This window comes from Corallococcus llansteffanensis (assembly GCF_003612055.1).
Taxonomy (GTDB): domain Bacteria; phylum Myxococcota; class Myxococcia; order Myxococcales; family Myxococcaceae; genus Corallococcus; species Corallococcus llansteffanensis.
In genome coordinates this window covers 1-421 of record NZ_RAWB01001207.1, presented here as the reverse complement: position 1 = coordinate 421, position 421 = coordinate 1, and the positions used below count along the sequence as shown (strand labels likewise).

The 421-nt window shown below is 62.5% G+C and carries 1 pseudogene; it reads right to left on the bottom strand.

Going from position 1 to position 421, the window contains the following annotated elements:
• Positions 1-77 precede the first annotated feature (77 nt).
• Positions 78-421, bottom strand: a pseudogene (locus D7V93_RS44175) (hypothetical protein); the annotation flags it as partial.

Genomic DNA, 421 nt, shown 5'->3' with positions numbered 1-421 from the left:
GAACCCGATCGGGTTCTTGCGAAACAGCCACGCACCCTGGCGCAGCCAGACGTAGCCTTGCTTGGCCGGTACTTCAATCAGTTGCATGGTTGGGGAAGATCCAGAGTCAGGGCGCCCGCGCCAACCCGTTCGCGCAGCACGCGCTCGAAGTGGGTGGGGTCATGCGGCTTGAGCAGTTCGGCATCGCGCGGCAGATAGAAATCCCACAGGCGCGAGACCCAGAAGCGGTACGCAGCAGCGCGCAGCATATCTTGCCAGTGCCGCGTTTCGGCATCGGTGAACGGGCGCACAGCGTGATACGCATGGAGCATTGCACGTGTCCGCTCGGTGTCCAGCACGCCGGTGGCCAGGTCAATGCACCAGTCGTTGACGGTGACGGCCACGTCGAAGAGCCACTTGTCGACACCGGCAAAGTAAAAGT